Genomic DNA, 17,460 nt, shown 5'->3' with positions numbered 1-17,460 from the left:
TAGTATGATAGTGTAGAAAAATATAAAGGTATTCAACAACATAGTATTAAGTTTGATGGTAAAAACCACAGAGATACTGTAATAACAGTTGCTTCCGTGGTTTTTTTTGATGTCTAGGAGTACGCAGTTTTTAATTACGAGTGTTACATTCTTGGTTGATTAGTTATCTTTTTAGTTTATCAGCCATAGGCTTTGAAAAATGATCATGTCGCAAAGCTGTCTTGATAGTGTCATTATAAAGGTGTTAGTATGCTAGTATAGAAAAATATAAACTTACGCTTAACAGCAAAAACCACAGAAATGATGTAAGAATAGCCATTTTGGTGGTTCTTTAATGTTCAAAAGATGTACCTTGCTGATTCTAGTCCTTGGCATATGACGCAGCGATTGGTTAATACTATTTTTGGCAGGTGTTAACTGCTAGATTTACTCATTTTTTAAGAGCATCAGCCATAAGCTTTGAAAAATCATCCTGTCGTAAAGCTGTCTTGATTATGTCATTATGAAGGTGCTAGTATGATAGTATAGAAAAGTTTAATAAATCACAGCATCATTATTTGAAAATGAGCTTGTGAACACGAGGCATCCATTTATGGGTGTCTTTTTTCTTTCATTAGCATTAATTTTTATATATCTAGATTCTATATGCCGTTAAGGAGGTGATGCCGCGTTTTATAAAATAAAAAATATATTTTGAAGGGAGGATTGATATAGTTGGAACCATGCGTATTGAAGCTGCTGACAAAGAACTCATATAAAGCAGCGTTTAACTACATTTAAGAACAGAATTATTCATTACTGTTCTTAAATAAGATGAGGTGTTACAGCAAATTTAATTTACAACAGAGTCAAGGAATAAATCATCAAAAGGACGATGATCTAAATGAAAGCAGACTTTATGCAACAATTAAACCGTCAAATCAATAGTTTGGATCTGTTTAGCAGAAGTGTTATTGGAGTATCGAATGATGAAGACTTTATTGCAATCACTTCTATACCTAGTGCCGATGAAACAGTTTATTTCGACGGTACGAGAGATAAAAATTACAATGTACAAGTCACAGCTAAAAGCAAAGATCGACAAGAGTGCTTGGAGAGCTTAACCAGGATTTATAAGGGGCTGGAAAGCTTAGATGATTTACCAAGCGAAAATAATAGTTATAAATTTCAAAGTATAAATATAAATGATTTCCCTGCATTAGTTCTATATGATGAGCAGGGATTTTTTATTTATGAATTATCTATTACTGCTAAAATTACAATTTACTAAGGAGATGGAATATTATGAGCGAATTATTAAAATTAAACATTCAATTTTTTGGCCGGGAAAAGAACGCGAAAACAGAATACTATGTAGGTGCTGTTCCGGAGGATGGTACAGAGGAAGTGGAATGGCTGCGTCTGGCAAAATGGATTTCCAGTGTAACAGATGATACGGAAGAAGAAGTAGAAGACATGGCTTTTTACGATGGTGATGGTACGCCAGAGGATGATGTTATCAGTGTGAAGAAGACATATGCCTTTGAAGGTATGTATGATGATGAGATTGAGGCAATGAAGTTTATTGCCGGGCTGGAATTCGAGACTGGGGAAAATCGTAAAATCATGTTTAAACAAGTCCGTACAAACGGAGATGCCCTTGAAGGACGGGCTACAGTGATTGATCCAAAGGTAACTGGTGGAGAAGCCCAGGAATATGCGGCATTTGAGTGCTCTATCAGTTGGGATCGTCGTCCAGAGAAGACAAGTGAAGAAGATACTCCCTAATGAGCCCCCGGAAGAAGACAGCGGGGGAGACGAACCTGGAAATCCGCCAAGTGAGGAAGAGAATGGGTCTGACAATCCATAAGAAGAGGAAGAGAGTAGCAAATAAGCTGCTCTCTAGTATTTTATAATACGAAAGGTGATGAACTGTAATGGCTATTAAAATTCAAACGGAAAAACCGCTTATACCTGTTGAAATTGGAGACTTAAAGTTTGAGTTTCCTGTTGATGATGAATCGATTAAAAAAGTAAGGGTAGATGCACCAAAGTTACAAAAGAAATACGCAGATATAAAGCCTGAGAATGATGCGCATGAAGAGCAGTTAAAGAAAGAATTGATGAAAGAAGGCTTTAAATTATTTTTGAATGATGAAAATGCATTCGATAAAATTTTTGAGCAAACGCCCTCAACAGTCATGTGTTTAAAATATTTTATAAAAATTTCAGAAGGAATTACCCAGGAGTTAAAAGAGATGGGAGTGGTCGAAACACCGCAGGAAAAAGCGCAAAAGTATGTGAAGAAAAAGAATAAAAAGTAGTGATGCTCTATGTTAAATCTAGCCTATTCCATTGATGATACAGTGGTTATTAATGAAGAAATATATGAGGTGAATCTTGCTTTTGACAACGTGTTAAGATTGTTTGATATGCTTAATGATAATGAGCTTACGGATGCAGATCAAATTACCATAGGTTTGGAAATGTTTTTAGGTGAGCCTCTAGAAAAGAGCTTGGACGAACAAGAAGAAATCTTCTATAAGATATTTAAATCTACTGTTGGACAAGATACAGAAGATAGTAAGTTAGTAGATATTGAAGGGAATCCAATGCCTTCAATGGAAAGTAGTCAAGATGATAAAAAGAAGGTCTATTCTATTAAGCAGGATGCGGCTTACATTTATGCTTCTTTTTATCAAGATTATGGAATAGACTTAATCGAGGCGCAGGGAGAACTTCATTGGTATAAATTTCAAGCTCTGCTTGCTGGATTACGCCAAGATACGAAGTTTAAAGAAGTTATTGAAATACGTACTATGGAGCTTCCAAAAGGCAAAGGATCAGCAAAGCATCGGGAAGAAGTAAAAAAAGCAAAAGAAGCTTATAAATTAAAACTGGAATAATGTTCTGCTCTTTGTTATTTCTTTTATACTGTTAATATAAAGAGTATCGGAGGATGATTAAGTGGGATTCTTTGCTTTAAAAGCATTGTGCATTGTTTGTGACCGAAAAATGGGATGATTTAATACGCAAATTTAAATCCCTACTTGATGATGGCATAATTACAGAAGAAGAATTTAATAAAAAGAAAAAAGAATTATTATCTTAAGCTACTCAATCGGGTGGCTATTTTTTATGCCTTTTAAGGCGGTGAGAGATTGAAATTAAAAGAAATACGCTGCAAAAAATGTAACAGATTACTAGGAAAAATAAAGGGTATTGCTGAAATAAAATGCCCTAAATGCGCAACAGTCAATAAGATATTAGATTGTTAGAGAGCCGTAGAGCTCCTGTGCAATGAAATATATATGTATGGAGGTGAATTTATAAATGGCAGATGGAAAAATTGTTATTGATAAGCAATTAGATCGTGTGAGCAAGAGTGGTAATCAAGCTAATGTTAGCTTAGGACAAATGTTAAAAAGTATTCATGGCATTGCTAAATCTGTTGATGTATTTAATTTGTTCGAAGGTTCAATATCTTCTGCTGTCAAACAAGTAGACACTTTAAATAATGCTAATAAAGTATTTCAAAACATGGGTTTTTCGGCGAGTGCTTCTGCTAGCATGCTGGACAATCTTGTAGGTAGTATCACGGGGTTATCAACTCCATTAGAAGAAGCTGTACAGGGTGTTCAGATGTTAGCTTTAACTACCGGGGACTTAGAAGGCTCGCAACAACTCTATTCAGCGATGAATAATGCAATTATTGGCTTTGGCGGCTCTTCTGAACAAGTAAAAGGAACAGTACAGCAGCTATCACAAGCGTTTGCTAATAGTAAGGTAGATGGCGGCGCATGGAATAATATGATAGCCAATGGTATGAGCCCGGCCTTGCAAGCATTAGCAAAGGATATGGGTTATACCATGGGTGAACTTGAATCAGGCTTATCAGAAGGAACGATATCGGTAGAAGCGTTTCAAGATGGACTAATCAAATTGAATGAAGAAGGTGGCGGAGGTTTAGCAGCCCTTCAACAAATTGCTCTAGATGCCACAGATGGTATTGGTACGGGTATTGATAGTGCTAGAACAGCAGTGGCTAGTGGTATAGCTGCAATAATTAATTCTATAAATAGTTTATTATCTGACAATGGTTTGCCATCTATCGGGCAAATTATAGAAGGCATAGGTGGGCTATTCGAAAGTGCATTTAAGATAGCGGCTGATGTCATGACTCCTGTAATTGGTTTATTAATAAGCTTTGCTCTTTTCTTAGAGCCGCTTGCTCCACTTATCATTGGAATTGCAGCAGCTTTTGGCACTTATTTAACCATTGTAGGCACGCTGGTTCAAGTCCAATTAGCGATAATAGCAGTCAATAAAGTGATGGAATTATTAAATACAACCATGTTTAAAAGTCCATTTGTTATAGTGACTTCTTTGATAGTTGGACTAATCGCGGCCTTGATTTATTTATACCAAACAAACGAGACTGTACGTAATGCAATGCAATCCGTATGGTCAGCAATTCAAGAATTTATCATACCTATTGTACAAGCAATAGTGGATTTTGTTATGAACTTATGGGGATTGTTTGTAGAGTGGTGGGAGGTCAATAACCAGGCCATATTTGATACGCTTCAAAATATCTGGTCCACCATCGTTGAGTTTATCCAACCAATTATACAGTCTGTTGTAGATTTCGTAATGACCATTTGGGGAGCTTTAGTAGAATGGTGGTCCGAAATAAATGGAGTGCTTTTAGTTACAATTATTGAAGTGTGGGAATTCATATACGAAAATATAATTACTGCAGTATCGGCAATTGTTGAATTTGTTATGGAGATATGGGCGCAATTAGTAGCGTTCTGGAATGAACATGGAGAAATGATTTTACAAGCTGCACAAAATGTATGGAGTATTGTTCAAGCAATTATTATAGGAGCTGTTACCGCAATATGGGACTTTATCCAAATGGCATTTCCGGTAATCCAAAATATTATTCAAGTTGCAATGGATGTAATTTGGAATATTATGCAGGTATTATGGCCAATTATTCGGGCATTAATTATAGACACTTGGAATGCAATAAAAAACACCATTCAAGGTGCTATTGATGTGATAACGGGGATTATCCAATTTTTCTCAGCTTTATTTACAGGGAATTGGTCAGCCTTATGGGATAGTATTAAACAAATCGTATCAGGTGCTGTCCAGGCAGCATGGGGCTTAATTAACCTATGGTTTGTCGGTAAGATATTGAAGCTTGGTACATCGTTATTTACTGGTCTGAGAGGCATCGTAACGAACATTTGGAATACAGTGAAAAGTCTATTCGAAGCTGGTATAAATTATGCCAGAAACCTAGTATCTGCAGGGTTTAATTTAATTCGTAGTACTATTTCCAATGTAATGATGACTGTTAGGAACATTATATCAACGGTTTGGAATGCAATTACCAACGTGATTACTACGGTGGTAAATGGTGTAGGAAACACTATATCTAATGTTTTTAACTCTATCGGAAGTACAATTAATTTAATCATGTCTTCCATACGATCTGTTATTTCAAGTGTGTGGAACTCTATCAGATCAACTATTTCAACCGTTGTAAATGGTATACGCAGCACGATTTCAAGTATTTTTAGTTCGTTGTCTGGAATTGTTAGAAACGCATTTTCAAGTGTAACGAGTGCCGTAACGACAGGAATAGGGAATGCATATAGAGCAGTTGTTGGAAAGATTAGTGATTTCTTTAATGCAGGAAGAAATATTGTCACATCAATTGCTAATGGTATTAAAGGAGCCATTAGTAAAGTAACAGGAGCAATCAGCGGTGTAGTACAAAAAATACGTGATTTCCTTCCATTCTCTCCTGCTAAAGAGGGACCATTAAAGGATATTATGTATCCTGGTTACTAATTCGCTTGCTAAAAATATTAAGCGGGGAAGCGGTAAGCCGTTAAAAGAAATGCGTTCTTTAACAGAGGAATTGGCTGATGAAATGAATCCTGAGATCACGAACCGGTTGAGGGGAGCGTCTGTATCCCTTGGTAATCTATCCACTCAAGCATCAACTACACAAGTAATTGATGAGAATAGAAAGTGGCTCGTTAAGAATAACGAGGAGGAAAGTAAGCAGCCGGTTATTATGGATATTTATGTTGGAACGAAGAAAATTGCCAGAGAAATAGTTGATGATATCACGCATTTACAGGCGAGACAAAATAACCGTAAGCAATACAGACCGAGAGGGGGCATGGCATGATTTTCAATGGAGAGAGTAAAAGCTATATTCGGGTGAGGCGGGAGTTATTCCGTCCTCCTTCTCCCCCTATTGAATTTGATACAATTGATTATTCGACAGGCGGGAGCCGAGTTGTAAAGAAACGATTTACAGGATTTACATTCACTGTACCTGTAAAAATAATTAGTCCAGATAAACGTATTGAAGAATTAAAAGAAGAATTATCCGATTGGCTTATTCACGAAGAGCCCAAAAAATTAGGTTTTAAAGACATTCCAAATCGTTATTATCTGGCCTATTATGAATCAATGGAGCTGGATGAACGTCCATATAGTGCTACCGGTGAAATTAATTTTTATCTTCCTGATGGACGTCGGATTGGAGAAGAAAAAACGATTAATATAAATTCATCAAATATAAATCATACAATTACTGGTCAAGACAAAGCACCGTGGACTGTTGAAACAGTATTTACTGGTAATACAAATGAATTTGAGCTGATTACAAATCAGGGACTTTATCTTCTGCTTGGTTATGAATTTATTGAAGGTGATCGTCTGACTATCAAATACGAGGGCAGAGAAGTATGGCTGAATGACAGAGATTTAAGACATGCCATTAGGCTTAAAACAAATTATGAGCTTTTGAGTCCGGGGAATTTGCGGGTAAGAGCAAGTCATAACTGTACCTTGAAGTATGATGAAAGGTATTTTTAGTGAAATTCGATTACGTATTTTCAGAAATTATTTGGCTTTTCATAAGTTAATTTTACTCATATTATATTACAGCTCTAAATTATTAGACTTGATACAGAAAAGTGAATATCCTGCTAGAAAGGAGTGAACCTATGGAATTATTCGTGTTTTCTCAAGATGAACAACTTTTAACAATCATATCTGAAGATACAGGGCTTGTCGAAGCGCCTTACCGAATTGAGGTAAACAGCATTCCGACAGAGCCCTTTTCTTTTACCGTTGAATCTGACCAAAGGGTTGCTGAGCATGTCAAAGAAGAAAACAAAGTAGTGTTTAAAGACCATGAAGGCGACTGGCGTTTAATGAATATTAAAGAAGTAGATGATAGTAATGATATGGATGGCCCAGTAACTATAGCGACATGTGAGCCAGCTTTTTTAGCTGAATTAAACGAGCATATTGTAGTAGATCGACGATTCGTTGACCAGACAGCAGACGCTGTATTAGCTGCTGCTGTAGAAGGTACTCGTTGGCAAGCAAGCGTTGAGGTTGAATTAGGTAGAGCAACCACTAGCTTTTACTATATATCCAGTACGGAAGCTATTTGGAAAACCATTGAGGTTTGGGGCGGTGAGTTTAAGGATATCGTGAATTTTGACGAGGCAACAAACACAATCACTGGTTGTTATGTCAAGATTATTCAACGCTTAGGGGCAGAAAATGGGCAACGATTTGAAATTGACCACAATACTACTGAAATAGGAAGAACAGTTCTTTCTTATCCAAAGACGGCATTGTATGGGCAAGGGGCCAGTCTGGAAACGGAAAATGACGATACTACCAGGTATATTGATTTTGGTGATGTGGAGTGGCGGACAAATCGAGGAGATCCGGTTGATAAGCCACTGGGCCAAAAATGGGTAGGAGACTCTGATGCACTTGATAAGTATGGAATTTTAGAAGACGGTGAAAAAAGACATCGTGATGGCACTTATAGTAACCAGGATTATGAAGACCCTTCAGAGCTGTTAAATGCGACATGGGAGTCGCTGCAAAAAGCGAAGATGCCAGAAGTAAATTATCGTCTATCTATTGAGCTGTTCGATGAAAAGGTCAGCTTAGGAGATACATGCCAGGCGATTGATCGTAAGTTTACCAGACCGATAGAGATCCAGGCTAGAGTAATAGCGATGGAATATGACCTGCTGGATATTGAAGGTACGATGATCGTAGAGATGGGGCAATTCCTAGATCTTGGAGATAACCGTCTTGATAGCTTGGAACGTGAAGTTGAAGGGATAAAAAGCCGTCCTCCAAGCGCCAGAATTGATGAAAACAGCTACCCTGACCGAAAGCCTAGCACACCAGTAAATCTGGAAGCATATGGAGGATTTGAAGTTATCCAGCTGTACTGGCAGTATGCTGATGAAATGTTTATTAAACATTATGAGGTATATGGAAGTCGTACAGAGGATTTTGTACCGGATACCCAACACCTTTTATGGCGTGGTGATGTAAGTGCATTTGCACATACTGTCGGTACAGATGAGGTATGGTATTACCGAGTGAGAGCAGTTAACTATCATGGAAGATCGTCTGATTGGAGTGTACAGGTTCGAGCGGCTACTCAACGGATTATGGATGAGGATATACTTTGGGGGCCAGAAATCGCAGAAAGAATGCGTGAACTCCATCGAATAAGTGATATTATAGGCGAGAATGGTATTGATTTTGACCAGATATCTCAAGAGGCCAAAGACTTGATCCATCAACAAGCTCGAATTTATACAGATGAAGAAATACAGTCTGCACGGGATGGAATCATGGGGGAGTTAGATATCCGTACAGATTTACTCGATGACAGGGTTACAGATCTTAATCAGAGAGCTGCCGACTTAATCAGCCGCGCTGACGAAACGGAAGATATTTTACGAGAGTATAGTGTCCGTATTGATGAGACTGAACGAGGTCTTGAATTTAAAGCTGATAGCACTGAAATCAATCGTATTGATGGCGAAATAAGAGGTCATGAAACATGGCTAGAAATACTGGATGAAGGTTTGCAGAGTAAGGTTAGTGAAACCTTTGTAAGAGATGCTATTGAAGGGATTGAGATTAGCAGCAGGAATTTAGCGTCTATAAACGCGGTGAAAAAGTGGTCTGTTGGCTCAATGACTCGGGATGGTTATAAATACACTCTCGCCAACGCTAGCGGCAGTACAAATGCTGGATTATATATTGATAGAACACAGTTTAAAAACAGTACTGAATACGTTGTTTCTTTTAAAGTTAAAAAAGTCAGTGGGACAGTATACACTATTGCTGGTCATAGAAATGCGCAATCAAGTATTGAAAAAGTTTATAAAGACGGTGTGCTTCTTGATACTCTTAGTGGCTGGAACAATGGTGACACAAATTATAATAATAGTGCTGACGAGCATGAATATGTAATTTATTTTACAACCAGTATCAATGCTGTTGAAAATAACAATCATCCATTTTATTTACAGCCTAATCGTCCGAGTTATAGTGAACCTTTTGTAATTGAAGTATGGGATTTACAGCTGGAGGAAGGAAATAAAAAGACTGGTTGGCAACCAGCTCCCGAAGACATCCTATTTGTCCAAGAACACCATAGCACACTAATAGAGCAAAACAGCCGGGAAGTCAGAATACAAGCCGAGTCAATTATCGATATTGAAGGTGATATTACTAGTGCTCAAGCACGTATTAACGTCATGTCTGAAGAAATTAACGAGCGTGTCACTAAAACAATATACAACCAAGAAACTGGCAATATAAGGCAGTCTCTTGCTGATGTTCGTAATTTTGCAGAGGGTATAGAGCAGACTGTTAGTACCATTGAGATTGGTTCGGTTAACCTGCTAACTAACAGTGATTTTAGTAAAGGATTAACTGAATGGAACTTTCAAAACGGAGTAAGTGCAGGGAATACAGTAACTCAAGAGAATGGTAATTTAATAATTGAAAAGTCATCAAATTCTAATCCTTCATTTCTTAAGATAGGCATAGGTGAGGGGATAGATAATAATAGAAATTTGGTAGCTCAAGTAAAAGCTAGAACAGTATCGGGAACTGGGACAATGAGGACTAGGTTTGGTACTGGCGTAAATTCTTCATCTGAAACATTTGGGAGTAATTTTGAAACGAAGTATTTTAAAGTAACTAAAAATGGTAACAATAATTTTGTATTTGAATTAACGTCAACTGGTAGGTTGGAAGTTGAGCATGTTCAGTTGGAGTTCGGTACCATACCAAGTGATTACAGAGTTTCGCAAGATGAATTAAATAAAAGAATGAGTATAGCTGAATCTTCTATCACTCAATTAGCCGACGAACTTGAAGTTAAGGTAGACGTTGACGGGATTGTGTCTGAAATCAACCTTAAAAAAGAAGGAATCCGCATAAGTGGTAACCTTATCCATCTGGATGGCTTAACTTTGATTGATGATGCTATTATCCAAAACGCTCATATCGCAAATGGTGCTATCACACGAGCGAAACTTGGAACAGCGATCATCGGCACGGCTCAAATCGAAAATGCGGCTATTACCAATGTGAAGATAGCCAGCGTAAATGCAGACAAAATTAACGCAGCTAACTTGGCAGCTATATCAGCAAATCTAGGAACAGTAACAGCTGGTAGATTAAATAGTAGTAATAACAATATGGATCTTAATTTAAACACTGGTAGTCTTACGATGCAAAACGCTAACTTCAAGCTTGGCAACGGAGCAGATATAGAGTTTACTCATTTCGGTAACAGGATTTATTATTCTGGTAATTTGAGAGGTACTGCGGGATTAGGTGTAGGTAGGTCGATTAACGATACCTTACCTTTTGCTTTTTTGGGTACTGCAAGCACAAATGACGCCGTAAACCCAAGAGATCAGGATAACTTTTCCGGATTTATCGCTAATAGAATGCAAAGATACCATGAAGATGGCATTGGTAACTCAGTTGTGGGGCATCGGTTCGATGTAAGGAATAGTGCGACAGCTTTTGAGTGGGGATTTATGTTTGACATACGAGGAGATCGAAAAGTGTTAAGAGGCATAAGTTCCGGCACTTATAACTACGACTTAGGGGCAACTGGACAGCACTTCCAAAGATTATATGTAAATTCTATCTATTCTACAGGAAGTATCGTGCTGCGTAGCGCTGTTTCGGGATACAGCTCAAGAGGATTCACTGCTGAGCTGACCTATACAAATGGTCTTATGCATTTTCGAGGTACACATTCAGCGGAAAATCACGCTTTAGGTAGGCCTAGTTGGAGATTTCAACAGCTTTACCTTTCTAACTCGCCAAACGTCAGTTCTGATGAGAGGCTTAAAGAGAATATTTCAGACAATCCTTTAGGTCTAGACTTTATAAATCGGGTAGAGACTAAAACGTTCAATTTTAAACAGGCTAGTAACGATTTAGGGTATAAACCTATACAATTAGGCGTAATAGCCCAACAATTGCTTCCTGCTCTGGAATCATCCGGCATAGAGCACACTAAACACTCTATCTTAACGCTGGATGAAGATGGATATTTTGGAGTTAAGTATGAGCAGTTCACTATTCCGTTGATAAAAAGCGTGCAGGAAATTGACGCAAAACTAAACGAAGAAATCAATTGGCAGCGCATTGAGTATCAAGTGCTGAAAAATAAAGTAACCAAATTAGAAAATAGAGTAAAAGAATTAGAGGAGCTGGTAGCATGATCACATTACAAAACAAGGACTTACGAAATGTAGCAGACTTTTTACAGAATACAGTGTCAGTAAAAGGAAAGAAAAATGTACATCGTATGCGCATTGTTAAAACGTTAGCTGAAAAGGATAAAGAAGTCCGGGAAGAAGAGGTGAGCCTCTTAAAAGATTATGCAAAATTGGATGATCAAGGTGAGATTATCTTCCTTGATAACGGACAGCCGATAATTAAAGAAAAGAAAGAGTTTAATGAAGCCCATAAAGCATTATTTGAAGAATATTTTGTACTTGATGATAAAAATCTTGAATCAGCGCTTAAAACCGTTGAAAAGTTAGTTAATGATTTTGACAAGGAATTATCCGGACAGCAGGCAGAAGCACATTTTATTTTCGCAGAAGCTTTCGAAATTGCTAATGAAGAAAACAAAGAGGAGGAGATTGACAGTGATGAATAATTATACTTTTACGGAGCAAAGTTCAAAAAATGTTGAACGGTATGGCGAACAAGTAAGGCTGGTAACATTTCGAGGTTCTGGACCTAGAGATGGGATCGATAATGAATATTTAAATGTCGACGGCCGGGTTGATATCCCGTTAATGGATTATTTTATGGCAGGCGTGGACAACCGCATTCCTGCACTTATTAAAGATAAAGTTATCGAACAACTGACAGCTAGAGAACAAGAATCAGAAGGGGAAGAAGAAAACGCTGAGTAGGCGTTATTTTTTATGCTTTAATTTTCCTCTTGTCATGTCAATGTAGGAATAGGGTGGGGGGAGAATTAGTAAATGGGAATCGAAGTATATTTTTTAAACGGATATTTGCACAATTCATGTTCGGAATTTACTAGATTGAAATGCTTTTATCTCAACCCCTTTCAATTTTATCCTTATTGGATTTAAAATATTTAAAGTTCATTTTGAATCGATGATGGAAAAGAAAAGGTATGCCTTTATTATAGCTCTAGTAGCGATATTTTAAGCTGATTTGTTGGTTTTATTTTCATGTATTGAACCGAAAGATTGCGGTACTCAATTTTCTAGCCTATGAGGCTATTTTTATGAGGCTAGCGCTATTGCTAGCCTTTTTTATGTCTGATCTAGTAGGGGGTTGATTATGCCACGACAAGAGGAAATAAGAGATATGAACGCATGGAAAGATAGAGTGCAGCAAGATGTTAATGAATTAAAAAGCAATTACCATTTGATGAAAAAAGACGTGGAAGGTCTACAACGTAACGATATCAGACAGGATAGTCAAATTGAGAATGTACAAAAAACATTATCTGCTATTCAGGATGATACAAATTGGATAAGGCGTAAAATAACGGGCGCTTTTATTACAGCATTAGTGACAGCTGTGGTCGCTGGTGTAATTGGTGTGGCTGTGGCTAATATTTTGGGAGGGTGATTTAATAAATGGACAAAGGAACAATCGTAAGAACAATAGCCTTAGTAATCGTTTGGATAAATGTCTGGCTGGAGAAGGCTGGTTTAAACGCTATCCCTGTCTTTAGCGAGGAAGCCATTGCTTTAGGCTTAACCACTGTTGTAAGTATTTGGACATGGTTTAAGAACAACTATATTACCTGGAAAGGTAAGCAGCAAAAACAGGTTTTACAACAAAATCGATTGATTAAATAAGTAGCTGGTCTAAATGGATGAGCTGCTTTTTTAATACAAAATAATATGCCATTTTTTAAGGAGGAGTTTTATTATGGCGGCTATACAATCTGATGTATTCTACAATGACGTGACAGTAGAAAGACTAAAGGATAACGAGACGAACAATACGTATTTTATTGCAAAAATTCCTAAAGAAGATTCTGATGGGAATTTGATAAAGCTGAAAAGGGGTTTTAGTAAAGATAGTTATGGAAGTGAAGAATTAGAATCTCCAAGGTCTTTTGCAGCAAGAAATGCTTCAACCTTAGTTACTAATTGTTCGACCTACAGTACAAACACCTATCGGGTAGTAGGAACCAGTATTTATAATGGAGAAATTCAACAAGAACTAAATAAGCAGCCTTACAATCATATTCTGGCAATTGGTGATGATAACACATTGAAATCATATCCTCCATCAACAGATGCACAAACTATACTGAATGATGGTTTTAATAATGCCTTAACTGCATTCATTCCAATGATAGAAGATGGCTCTAAAGTAAGTGATTCTATATTGGATTCAAGAGATATGTTTAATGAGCGTCATCCTAGACAAGCTATTGCTCAAGACAGCTCTGGCGATATTTACTTTTTAACCTGCGAGGGTCGCAGGGCAGCTGAAAGAGGAATGACAGTGCGGGATGTTTTAAGGATATTCTTAGATATGGATATGCAATTTGCCTATATGCTGGATGGAGGCGGGAGCGCTCAGACAGTTTATCATGGCACCACGGTAAATAGATTTTCTGACGATAGAGGAAAAACAGAAAGAGAAATGCTTGATTTTCTCTTTGTTGGCCCTGATCCAGATCAAATTGAACCATCCGTTAATGAAGCTTTGAAACCATTAGGGGTCATCAATAAATTACGTTCAGATGAATTATCAGAGTATGAATATCATCCAGGGAATCATGAGAGATTAAAGCCATATTTAATTAATGGATGGGATGATTATGGTACATCTGGTTCTTCTCTGGCAAGAGTATGGCATATGCCCAATAATACATTGTATATGATTGGATTTATTGTGTTTTGTAGCATGTTGTTAATTTAACAAAACTGGAGTAGCTGATAAAGCAAATTCTTTAGGAACTATTAGCAGACTAAAATTTATATTTTCAGAGAGGGTGTTTATTATGGTAACAACTAATGATTTAACAGGATTACCGGTGTTTAATGTGAAAGATATGGGTGCAGCAGGAGACGGAGTGACAGATGATACACAAGTATTTCAAGATATATTAAATTTTGCTGACAACGAGCAGGGTGTAAAAATGTATATTCCAAATGGAGTGTACAGAATGACAAAGGAATTAATTATCTTTAGTAATACTATTATACAAACAGAACAGAATACAAGAATCGTCAGGGATCACCCTGGATATTTACTGATTAATGGTTATAAAAACAATCAAACCACGTATCCTCCATCCGAATTTACTGAGTATAACGGCTACGGAAATATAAAAATTCAAGGAGGAGTATGGGATGGAAATGGAGTCAATCAGACTGGAAAAGCAGCGATATTCCGTTTCGGACATAGTCATGATTTAAAAATAGAAGAGGCTACTTTTTTAAATGTTTCAAGATCGCATCATATCGAATTTAACTCTTCAAGAGATGTCCATGTTACTAATTGCAAGCTCCTGGGTTATGTTGGAACGGATACATTAAATGAAGCTATTCAGTTGGACCTAAGTAAACTTGGCGCGACACTTTTAGGAAAAGATGACAGTACTCCATGTAAAAATGTTTGGATTAGTGGATGTTATTTTGGAGACAGCGGGACAGCAGGAACAACTCATATTCCCAGAGCAATAGGCTCTCACAGTGCAACGATAGGAGTTTACCATGAGAATATAAATATCGATAACAATGTAATTGAAAACGCTGGAAGCTTTGCTATCAGAGCGTACTCTTGGAAAAATGTTTCGATAACTAATAATAAATTAGTAAATTGTAAAGCAGGCATCAATTGGCGAACAAATATGATTGGTGACCCTCTAAATAGTCATACAGAAGATGCGCAGGGTAATCAGACAGGCCGTTCCCAAATAGCGGAGAATGCTTTTATCTCTGGGAATGTTATCGCTGGAGGAATGGATGCGGGGAGAGCCATAGAAATATATGGAGAGTCTACTGGAAAAGCAAAGGGAATTAACGTATCAGGTAATATTCTTACCCTTGATCGTTCTAAGTCTATTAGTGATGCTATTTTGCTAAATTATACAGAGGATAGTTCGGTTATCGGGAATAGAATTTATGGAGCGAAAAAGACAGGAATAGCTTGCAGAAATGCTTGGAGTGTCACAGTAGATGCGAATGTTATTGATACAGTTGGAGATCAGGGAATTGGAGTTTCAGGCTCATCAGCTTATGTAACAATTGCAAATAATAATGTGAAAAGAACAGGAAAAAATGGTATCTATGCTACAGCAGTTGATACATGTACAATAACTGGAAACACTATTGGAGGAGTAAATGGAGATAAGAACGATGAAATCTATTCCCATTTAAGATTAACTACTAACGTGAAACGTGTCAGCATCACCGGCAACAATTGCAGAAATTTGGGAACAGATTACAAGGCCAGCATAGCATTAAATATTTCGAGCGGCTCTAATATAGTTAGAGCAGGTAATAATTTTGCCGGATTAGATACAAAAGGCGTTGCCGGTTTAAATGATGGCTCAGATTTGTTGTAGCTATTGATTAAAATTCAATCGTAAATAAGAAAAGCATCCATTAAGGGTGCTTTTCTTATGGTGTCAGCTAGGGGGCAGAATATGGCTGAAAAAGGATACACCAATAAGGAACTGCACAAGCTCATTATGAACATAAGCAGAGATTTTACAGAACTACGAACTGAAATGAAACAGACAAGAGAAACCATACGAAAATACAATGGTCTGCGTGAGGAAATTGGCAAACTGCAAAGGAAAATTATCATCATGGAAGCCAGTGGAGCAGGGAAAAGCTCCACATTAGAAATCATCCGTAATTGGGGCGGATGGTTTTTTGCACTTATTACGCTGATTATTTTATTGTATAACACTTTTTAAAGGGGGTGAGGCGTTTGAATTAGATAAGCGATAGTTTTTCATTAGCTACGACCTTGTCACTCAAGGGTATTAATGGTTGGAAAAACAGAAGTATCGCATCACTGGCATCATTCAAAAATTATACTGAATACAGAGTGTCAGAAAAGCAAGCGCCATTGAGGGCGTATTTTTTATGTTTAAATTTTAAGGAGGAATTTTATTATGGCAAAAATTTATTTAGATCCAGGACACGGCGGAACAGATCCAGGTGCATCTGCAAACGGATTGCAAGAGAAAAATGTAACATTATCTCTTGCGCTAAAAACTAGAGACATTCTAAATCGTGACTATGAAGGGCACACCATTCGTATGAGCAGGACAAGCGACACAACCCGAAGTCTTGCACAGCGTACAAATGATGCAAACAGCTGGGGTGCTGATTACTTTGTATCTATTCACATCAATGCTGGCGGCGGCACTGGTTATGAAGATTATATCTTTAATGGAAGTGTGTCGAGTAACACGGTAACTTATCGTGACAAGCTTCATGCAGAAATTATGAAGCAGGTGGACTTTAACAATCGAGGTAAAAAACGGGCTAACTTTCATGTCTTACGTGAATCAAGCATGCCGGCAGTTTTAACAGAGAATGGCTTCATTGATACCGTTGCAGATGCGAATAAACTGAAATCTGATGCTTATCTAAATCGCATTGCTTTAGGACATGCGAATGGTATTGCTCAGGCGCTTGGGTTAAGCCGGAAATCTGGTGGTGGTAGCGGTCAGGGTTATGTGGAAGTTATTACACCATCCTTGTGGACTTACAACACTCCGAATTGGGATGATCGTGCTGTTATTGTGAGTCAAGGAGAAGTATTTACTGTGGTTGGAGACAGGTTCCAGGTTGGGAATGGTTATATGTATCAGCTTAAGAGTGGGTTGTATATTACTGCTAGTACGCAGTATGTGAGGTATTACACTCGATAAAAAAGTAGAATCTATTTTTGACTGATAGATTGTCTGGACATGCTATCTTGAGCACGTTACAAAATAGTTTGGGACTGCCATGAACAGTGTGTTAGATAGTCAGGGAGTTAACTTCTCCACTTGAAATATACCTGTATTTCAAGTGGAGAAGTAACCTAATAAGAATATCGATATGT

The 17,460-nt window shown here is 37.5% G+C and carries 17 protein-coding genes; all 17 read left to right on the top strand.

The features are described from left to right. The first annotated feature begins 883 nt into the window (after window positions 1-883). Window positions 884-1,270 (top strand): minor capsid protein, encoded by a 387-nt coding sequence (locus MHH51_RS19760; RefSeq protein WP_339283173.1) that lies wholly within the window; start codon window positions 884-886, stop codon window positions 1,268-1,270. Window positions 1,271-1,284: 14 nt separating this feature from the next. Beyond that, complete coding sequence (locus MHH51_RS19755; RefSeq protein ID WP_339283171.1) at window positions 1,285-1,767, top strand: phage tail protein; 483 nt, start codon at window positions 1,285-1,287, stop codon at window positions 1,765-1,767. Window positions 1,768-1,916: 149 nt separating this feature from the next. Then, window positions 1,917-2,303 carry a hypothetical protein gene (locus tag MHH51_RS19750; RefSeq protein ID WP_339283169.1) on the top strand — a complete coding sequence of 129 codons (387 nt, stop codon included), beginning with the start codon at window positions 1,917-1,919 and terminating at the stop codon, window positions 2,301-2,303. 9 nt (window positions 2,304-2,312) lie between these two features. After that, the gene (locus tag MHH51_RS19745) at window positions 2,313-2,885 is read left to right on the top strand and encodes a bacteriophage Gp15 family protein (RefSeq protein WP_339283167.1); all 573 of its coding nucleotides are present in this window, start codon (window positions 2,313-2,315) and stop codon (window positions 2,883-2,885) included. Between the two features lie 98 nt (window positions 2,886-2,983). Continuing rightward, a complete protein-coding gene (locus tag MHH51_RS19740; RefSeq protein ID WP_339283165.1) occupies window positions 2,984-3,091 on the top strand; it encodes an SHOCT domain-containing protein in 108 nt (35 codons plus the stop codon). Window positions 3,092-3,312: 221 nt separating this feature from the next. After that, window positions 3,313-5,847 carry a tape measure protein gene (locus MHH51_RS19735; protein WP_339283163.1) on the top strand — a complete coding sequence of 845 codons (2,535 nt, stop codon included), beginning with the start codon at window positions 3,313-3,315 and terminating at the stop codon, window positions 5,845-5,847. A 49-nt stretch (window positions 5,848-5,896) separates the two neighbouring features. Beyond that, window positions 5,897-6,193, top strand: a complete 297-nt coding sequence (locus MHH51_RS19730; RefSeq protein ID WP_339283162.1) for a hypothetical protein — start codon at window positions 5,897-5,899, stop codon at window positions 6,191-6,193. Next, window positions 6,190-6,888: a distal tail protein Dit gene (locus MHH51_RS19725; RefSeq protein WP_339283160.1), complete on the top strand. Its 699-nt coding sequence runs from the start codon at window positions 6,190-6,192 to the stop codon at window positions 6,886-6,888. Before MHH51_RS19730 ends, MHH51_RS19725 begins: the two co-directional genes overlap by 4 nt. A gap of 131 nt (window positions 6,889-7,019) precedes the next feature. Continuing rightward, window positions 7,020-11,600 carry a phage tail spike protein gene (locus MHH51_RS19720; RefSeq protein ID WP_339283158.1) on the top strand — a complete coding sequence of 1,527 codons (4,581 nt, stop codon included), beginning with the start codon at window positions 7,020-7,022 and terminating at the stop codon, window positions 11,598-11,600. Further along, a complete protein-coding gene (locus MHH51_RS19715; RefSeq protein ID WP_339283156.1) occupies window positions 11,597-12,043 on the top strand; it encodes a hypothetical protein in 447 nt (148 codons plus the stop codon). Before MHH51_RS19720 ends, MHH51_RS19715 begins: the two co-directional genes overlap by 4 nt. Continuing rightward, window positions 12,033-12,305 (top strand): hypothetical protein, encoded by a 273-nt coding sequence (locus tag MHH51_RS19710; protein WP_339283155.1) that lies wholly within the window; start codon window positions 12,033-12,035, stop codon window positions 12,303-12,305. Before MHH51_RS19715 ends, MHH51_RS19710 begins: the two co-directional genes overlap by 11 nt. Before the next feature lie 400 nt (window positions 12,306-12,705). Beyond that, window positions 12,706-12,999, top strand: a complete 294-nt coding sequence (locus tag MHH51_RS19705) for a hemolysin XhlA family protein (RefSeq protein WP_339283153.1) — start codon at window positions 12,706-12,708, stop codon at window positions 12,997-12,999. A gap of 8 nt (window positions 13,000-13,007) precedes the next feature. Next, on the top strand, window positions 13,008-13,232 hold the full coding sequence (locus MHH51_RS19700; protein WP_339283151.1) for a phage holin: 225 nt from the start codon (window positions 13,008-13,010) through the stop codon (window positions 13,230-13,232). Window positions 13,233-13,305: 73 nt separating this feature from the next. Further along, on the top strand, window positions 13,306-14,310 hold the full coding sequence (locus MHH51_RS19695) for a phosphodiester glycosidase family protein (RefSeq protein WP_339283150.1): 1,005 nt from the start codon (window positions 13,306-13,308) through the stop codon (window positions 14,308-14,310). 82 nt (window positions 14,311-14,392) lie between these two features. Beyond that, entirely contained in the window at window positions 14,393-15,961 is a 1,569-nt protein-coding gene (locus tag MHH51_RS19690; protein WP_339283148.1) for a right-handed parallel beta-helix repeat-containing protein, read from the top strand. A gap of 81 nt (window positions 15,962-16,042) precedes the next feature. Continuing rightward, window positions 16,043-16,318: a hypothetical protein gene (locus MHH51_RS19685; RefSeq protein WP_339283147.1), complete on the top strand. Its 276-nt coding sequence runs from the start codon at window positions 16,043-16,045 to the stop codon at window positions 16,316-16,318. Window positions 16,319-16,519: 201 nt separating this feature from the next. Continuing rightward, window positions 16,520-17,284 (top strand): N-acetylmuramoyl-L-alanine amidase, encoded by a 765-nt coding sequence (locus MHH51_RS19680; protein ID WP_339283145.1) that lies wholly within the window; start codon window positions 16,520-16,522, stop codon window positions 17,282-17,284. Window positions 17,285-17,460 lie beyond the last annotated feature (176 nt).

The organism is Oceanobacillus sp. FSL K6-3682, assembly GCF_037976165.1.
Classification (GTDB): Bacteria; Bacillota; Bacilli; order Bacillales; family Amphibacillaceae; genus Oceanobacillus; species Oceanobacillus sojae.
Note: the sequence above shows the minus strand (reverse complement) of the source record. Positions and strands in the feature narration are given on the sequence as shown.

What these genes read in the sequence shown, in the direction of transcription:
- MHH51_RS19755 (WP_339283171.1), top strand. Translation starts at nt 1,285, where the DNA reads ATGAGCGAATTATTAAAATTAAACATTCAATTTTTTGGCCGGGAAAAG.
- MHH51_RS19690 (WP_339283148.1), top strand. Translation starts at nt 14,393, where the DNA reads ATGGTAACAACTAATGATTTAACAGGATTACCGGTGTTTAATGTGAAA.
- MHH51_RS19720 (WP_339283158.1), top strand. Translation starts at nt 7,020, where the DNA reads ATGGAATTATTCGTGTTTTCTCAAGATGAACAACTTTTAACAATCATA.
- MHH51_RS19685 (WP_339283147.1), top strand. Translation starts at nt 16,043, where the DNA reads ATGGCTGAAAAAGGATACACCAATAAGGAACTGCACAAGCTCATTATG.
- MHH51_RS19735 (WP_339283163.1), top strand. Translation starts at nt 3,313, where the DNA reads ATGGCAGATGGAAAAATTGTTATTGATAAGCAATTAGATCGTGTGAGC.
- MHH51_RS19725 (WP_339283160.1), top strand. Translation starts at nt 6,190, where the DNA reads ATGATTTTCAATGGAGAGAGTAAAAGCTATATTCGGGTGAGGCGGGAG.
- MHH51_RS19730 (WP_339283162.1), top strand. Translation starts at nt 5,897, where the DNA reads ATGCGTTCTTTAACAGAGGAATTGGCTGATGAAATGAATCCTGAGATC.
- MHH51_RS19700 (WP_339283151.1), top strand. Translation starts at nt 13,008, where the DNA reads ATGGACAAAGGAACAATCGTAAGAACAATAGCCTTAGTAATCGTTTGG.
- MHH51_RS19680 (WP_339283145.1), top strand. Translation starts at nt 16,520, where the DNA reads ATGGCAAAAATTTATTTAGATCCAGGACACGGCGGAACAGATCCAGGT.
- MHH51_RS19745 (WP_339283167.1), top strand. Translation starts at nt 2,313, where the DNA reads ATGTTAAATCTAGCCTATTCCATTGATGATACAGTGGTTATTAATGAA.
- MHH51_RS19705 (WP_339283153.1), top strand. Translation starts at nt 12,706, where the DNA reads ATGCCACGACAAGAGGAAATAAGAGATATGAACGCATGGAAAGATAGA.
- MHH51_RS19760 (WP_339283173.1), top strand. Translation starts at nt 884, where the DNA reads ATGAAAGCAGACTTTATGCAACAATTAAACCGTCAAATCAATAGTTTG.
- MHH51_RS19695 (WP_339283150.1), top strand. Translation starts at nt 13,306, where the DNA reads ATGGCGGCTATACAATCTGATGTATTCTACAATGACGTGACAGTAGAA.
- MHH51_RS19750 (WP_339283169.1), top strand. Translation starts at nt 1,917, where the DNA reads ATGGCTATTAAAATTCAAACGGAAAAACCGCTTATACCTGTTGAAATT.
- MHH51_RS19715 (WP_339283156.1), top strand. Translation starts at nt 11,597, where the DNA reads ATGATCACATTACAAAACAAGGACTTACGAAATGTAGCAGACTTTTTA.